Below are 5000 nucleotides of genomic sequence, written 5' to 3' on the forward strand. Positions count from 1 at the left end.
TCTGAAGTTACTAGAGAAGTTTTGATTGAATTTTTACCTGAGCTCTCAAAACATAACATCGAACTGCAAATTCGCATACCAGAGTCTACTTGTCCTATCATCGCAGATCATCTAAGCATTATGCGGATTATCGGTAATTTAATGAAAAATGCAATTTATTACGGAAAGGATGGGAAAACAATAGGAGTCGAATTGCTAGAAGCTGATGCAGAATACGAACTTCATATTTGGGATCAAGGCCCTGGTATTCCAAAACATGATTTACAAAACGTATTTGAGCGAATGTACCGAAGCGAACAATCAAGAAACTCTTCATTTGGTGGTAGCGGTCTCGGGCTTTCTATTTCCAAAGCGCTTGTTGAGAAAAACGGTGGACATATATGGGTTGAAAGTACTCCATGGAAACGAACTACTTTTGGCTTTTCTATTCCAAAGCACAATACTTTTAAGAAATAGTTAAGAAATGATTAATATGCAGTTAAGCCTTCCTTTTTATGATGTAAGTAAGATCTTATAGAAAGCAGGTGTCTCCTATAAATACAATTATAAAAACGACTAACCTTACTAAAGTATATGGCAATCAAAAATCAGTAGATAATTTAAATATTAATGTTCAACAAGGGGAGATTTATGGCTTCATAGGCCGCAACGGTGCTGGTAAAACAACAACCATTCGTATGCTACTTAGTCTTATAAAGCCTACAAGTGGAACGATTGAAATATTCGGAGAGAACTTATTCCAAAATCAAAAAGATATTTTAAGCAGAATTGGTTCTATAGTTGAAGTTCCAGGATTTTATGAAAACTTAACTGCAAAAGAAAACCTATTAATTAATGCAAAGATAATTGGGGTTCACAAAAAGAATGCTATCGAAGAAGCATTAGAAATAGTAGGCTTGCAGCATGAGACAAAAAAGTTAGTAGGAAAGTATTCTTTAGGAATGAAGCAACGCTTAGGAATTGCACGCGCTCTTCTCCATTATCCTGAGCTACTCATATTAGATGAACCAACTAACGGACTAGACCCTATTGGTATTAAAGAAATGCGAAAACTTATTCATTCTTTAGCTCAAGAAAGAAATATAACAATACTCATTTCTAGTCACATATTAGCCGAGGTAGAACAGTTAGTCGATCGTATCGGAATTATTCATGAAGGAAAGTTACTAGAAGAAGTTTCTCTTGATACGCTGCGCAAAGCAAACCGTAAGTACATAGAGTTTCAAGTGAATAATGACGATAAAGCTGTGATGTTATTAGAAAATCATCTTCAAATTTTTGATTATGAAGTACATGATGAAGGAAATATTCGTATTTACTCTCATTTTGGACAACAAGGATACATAAACAGAACGTTTGTTCTCAATGGTATTGAAGTATTAAAAATGATGATAAGCGAAGATAGACTAGAAGATTATTTCACCAAACTAGTTGGAGGTGGAACAATTGGTTAATCTACTCTATACAGAACTCTTAAAGCTAAAACGCTCTAATATGTTTTTAATTAGCATTATTGGTGCTGGTGTCGCACCTTTCTTAGTTGTAGTAGCCTCTTATATACATATAAAAACAAAACAGCCAACTCCAACTATTTGGTTCCATCAATTATTCACTGACGTTAACTTATATACTACTTTAGTTATAGGATTCCCCTTATATGGAGTAGTGGTTGCTTATTTGCTTACCCGCGAATATACAGAAGATACACTGAAAAATTTACTAACTATCCCCGTGTCGCGCATTAGCTTTATTATAAGTAAATTCATCATTCTCTTTCTTTGGATTATGATGCTAACTTTAGTCGCTTGGGCACTTACTTTAATATTAGGGCTATTGGGGAACTTCCCTGGTTTTAACATTTCTTTACTTTTAGGTTCTTTCCTAGAATTTTTAATATGTGGTGGACTTCTCTTTCTATTGTCTTCACCTATTGTGCTACTAACTCTTGTAATGAAGAGCTATGTACCACCCATTATATTAACAGTCATTATTACAATGACTAATCTTATGCTCGTAAACTCCAAGCATAAAGATTTATTTCCGTGGACCGCTACTCTAGATATCGCAAATAACGAATTACAACCGACATATCCACCAGAGTATTCTTATATCATCATTGCAGTAACGACAATTTCCGGATTTATTGCAACACTATTCTATTTTAAAAAAGTAGACATTCATTAATGTATAGGAGTGAAACTATGAGCGATATCATTATTGCCTTCATACTCGGTATTGTAGAAGGATTAGCTGAATTTTTACCTATATCTTCTACTGGCCACCTTATATTAGTCGGGCATTTATTAGGCTTTGAGGGAGAAAGAGCAAAAACGTTTGAAATTGTTATTCAGCTAGGCGCAATTTTAGCTATTGCAATTTTATATCATAAACGTCTCGTTTCTTTATGTAATATTAAACCTCTTATACAGAAAGAAAAAAAATTCAACGCGTTCCATGTATTTCTTGGCGTATTTCCGGCAGTGGTTGCTGGTTTGCTACTACATGATATTATTAAAACATACTTATTCCAGCCATACACTGTTGTGATTGGACTTGTAGCAGGGGCAATTCTTATGATCTTTGCAGAAGTAAAAAAGAAAGAGGCAGCAGCCTATTCACTGGACGATTTAACATACCGCCAAGCTTTAACAATCGGATTATTTCAGTGCTTAGCGGTATACCCTGGCTTCTCTAGAGCTGGCTCTACTATCTCTGGAGGTCTATTAGCCAAAGTAAATTATAAGACTGCATCTGAATTCTCTTTTCTAATAGCTCTTCCTGTAATGATTGGGGCGACAGGCTTAGACTTACTAAAAAGTTGGAAGTATTTAAGTGTCGATGACATCCCTATGTTTGCGGTAGGATTCATTACCTCTTTTATAGTAGCGATGCTAGCGGTAGTAACTTTTCTAAAGCTTTTAGAGAAGATAGGTTTAAAACCTTTTGCATACTATCGTATTTTGTTGGCTATCTTATTTACGCTTTTCGTATTGCTATAGATTCATATAAGTCACATATTATTAAACTGATATTCAATTTAGAATATCGGTTTTTTTATCTATTTCAACTCTAGTATTACTCACTTCAATATGGCATAGTGATAATAAACTACCATTCATAATCTGAACGTTCTTTAAGTAACTATGTCCTTTATCATAAAATGCAATTGGAAAATTAAAGATCCCATATATGTACAGAACATATTTACAAACTATATTCACTCCACATAGTATCTTTTTAATTTGCAAAACACTGATACAAATTAAAAATAAGTACAAAGGCATAACAAATAAATAAATTTCCTAGGAATTATAAAGAGATTAAATATTAATTAGAGTGAGGTGACGATAAAAATGAATCAATTAGCACAGACATATTGGGATACTTATTGGGGAAACAACAAAAAACCAGAATCTGTTACAGCTTGGCAATTTGGGGATGCCCCTAATTACCTTGCACAACTAGTAATTGACGGTATTAAAACAGCTACATGCTCCGGTCACATTTTTTATGAATTAGAAAATGAATCCCTACCGACTACTAATGATTATAGTATTATACTCAATAGTAATGATGAACCTGTAGCTATTATTAAGACAATAGAAGTAACTGTAACACCAATGAATGAAGTAAGCGAAGAATTCGCTATCGCTGAAGGCGAAGGAGATCGTACTTATAATTACTGGAGAGACACCCATGTTCGTTTTTTTACAAAGGAACTAAATGAGCTTGGTCTTAATTTCTCTGAAGATATGTTACTCATCTGTGAGCGTTTTGAACTTGTTGATGTGAACAATAAAGTGAAATTTTAATAAACTGAGATTTACCAGCCATTCTTATTTTTATAAAATACAAAAAAGACGAGTCATTCTGACTCGTCTTAAAGGTGCTTGGCGACGTCCTACTCTCACAGGGACAAGGTCCCAACTACCATCGGCGCTAGAGAGCTTAACTTCCGTGTTCGGTATGGGAACGGGTGTGACCTCTCTGCCATCATCACCAAACTATTGAAGGCATATTCCTTCAAAACTAGATAACATTTGCTACATATTATATGGTTAAGTCCTCGATCTATTAGTATTCGTCAGCTCCACATGTCACCATGCTTCCACCTCGAACCTATCAACCTGATCATCTTTCAGGGATCTTACTAGCTTACGCTATGGGAAATCTCATCTTGAGGGGGGCTTCATGCTTAGATGCTTTCAGCACTTATCCCTTCCGCACATAGCTACCCAGCTATGCCCTTGGCAGAACAACTGGTACACCAGCGGTGCGTCCATCCCGGTCCTCTCGTACTAAGGACAGCTCCTCTCAAATTTCCTACGCCCACGACGGATAGGGACCGAACTGTCTCACGACGTTCTGAACCCAGCTCGCGTACCGCTTTAATGGGCGAACAGCCCAACCCTTGGGACCGACTACAGCCCCAGGATGCGATGAGCCGACATCGAGGTGCCAAACCTCCCCGTCGATGTGGACTCTTGGGGGAGATAAGCCTGTTATCCCCGGGGTAGCTTTTATCCGTTGAGCGATGGCCCTTCCATGCGGAACCACCGGATCACTAAGCCCGACTTTCGTCCCTGCTCGACTTGTAGGTCTCGCAGTCAAGCTCCCTTATGCCTTTGCACTCTACGAATGATTTCCAACCATTCTGAGGGAACCTTTGGGCGCCTCCGTTACACTTTAGGAGGCGACCGCCCCAGTCAAACTGCCCACCTGACACTGTCTCCCGGGTCGATAAGACCCGTAGGTTAGAATTTCAATACAGTCAGGGCGGTATCCCACCAGCGCCTCCACCGAAGCTAGCGCTCCGGTTTCAATGGCTCCCGCCTATCCTGTACAAACTGTACCAAAATTCAATATCAGGCTACAGTAAAGCTCCACGGGGTCTTTCCGTCCTGTCGCGGGTAACCTGCATCTTCACAGGTACTATAATTTCACCGAGTCTCTGGTTGAGACAGTGCCCAAATCGTTACACCTTTCGTGCGGGTCGGAAC

At 38.0% G+C, this 5000-nt stretch carries 5 protein-coding genes and 2 rRNA genes (2 of these 7 running past the window's edge); 5 read left to right on the top strand and 2 right to left on the bottom strand.

Going from position 1 to position 5000, the window contains the following annotated elements; genetic code table 11:
* The 5 genes from MKY38_RS20715 to MKY38_RS20735 form a co-directional block, all read left to right on the top strand.
* Window positions 1–456, top strand: partial view of a sensor histidine kinase gene (locus tag MKY38_RS20715; protein WP_114556235.1) — the final stretch only. The gene continues 558 nt to the left of window position 1, outside the view; the window shows 456 of its 1014 coding nt (coding positions 559–1014); the start codon falls outside the window, past its left edge; the stop codon is at window positions 454–456.
* Window positions 457–524: 68 nt separating this feature from the next.
* Complete coding sequence (locus tag MKY38_RS20720) at window positions 525–1454, top strand: ABC transporter ATP-binding protein (protein ID WP_065223794.1); 930 nt, start codon at window positions 525–527, stop codon at window positions 1452–1454.
* Window positions 1447–2184: an ABC transporter permease gene (locus MKY38_RS20725; RefSeq protein ID WP_000247719.1), complete on the top strand. Its 738-nt coding sequence runs from the start codon at window positions 1447–1449 to the stop codon at window positions 2182–2184. Before MKY38_RS20720 ends, MKY38_RS20725 begins: the two co-directional genes overlap by 8 nt.
* A gap of 17 nt (window positions 2185–2201) precedes the next feature.
* Window positions 2202–2999 carry an undecaprenyl-diphosphate phosphatase UppP gene (uppP, locus tag MKY38_RS20730; RefSeq protein WP_001279957.1) on the top strand — a complete coding sequence of 266 codons (798 nt, stop codon included), beginning with the start codon at window positions 2202–2204 and terminating at the stop codon, window positions 2997–2999.
* Between the two features lie 354 nt (window positions 3000–3353).
* A complete protein-coding gene (locus MKY38_RS20735; RefSeq protein WP_065223792.1) occupies window positions 3354–3812 on the top strand; it encodes an ASCH domain-containing protein in 459 nt (152 codons plus the stop codon).
* Window positions 3813–3888: 76 nt separating this feature from the next.
* On the opposite strand, the gene rrf is transcribed toward MKY38_RS20735, so the two are convergent.
* Window positions 3889–4004: ribosomal RNA gene (rrf, locus tag MKY38_RS20740) — 5S ribosomal RNA — on the bottom strand.
* 50 nt (window positions 4005–4054) lie between these two features.
* Window positions 4055–5000 (bottom strand): 23S ribosomal RNA (locus MKY38_RS20745); it runs 1976 nt beyond the window's last position.

This window comes from Bacillus sp. FSL R5-0585, from assembly GCF_038004545.1.
GTDB lineage: Bacteria > Bacillota > Bacilli > Bacillales > Bacillaceae_G > Bacillus_A > Bacillus_A cereus.

What these genes read in the sequence shown, in the direction of transcription:
- uppP (WP_001279957.1), top strand. Translation starts at nt 2,202, where the DNA reads ATGAGCGATATCATTATTGCCTTCATACTCGGTATTGTAGAAGGATTA.
- MKY38_RS20735 (WP_065223792.1), top strand. Translation starts at nt 3,354, where the DNA reads ATGAATCAATTAGCACAGACATATTGGGATACTTATTGGGGAAACAAC.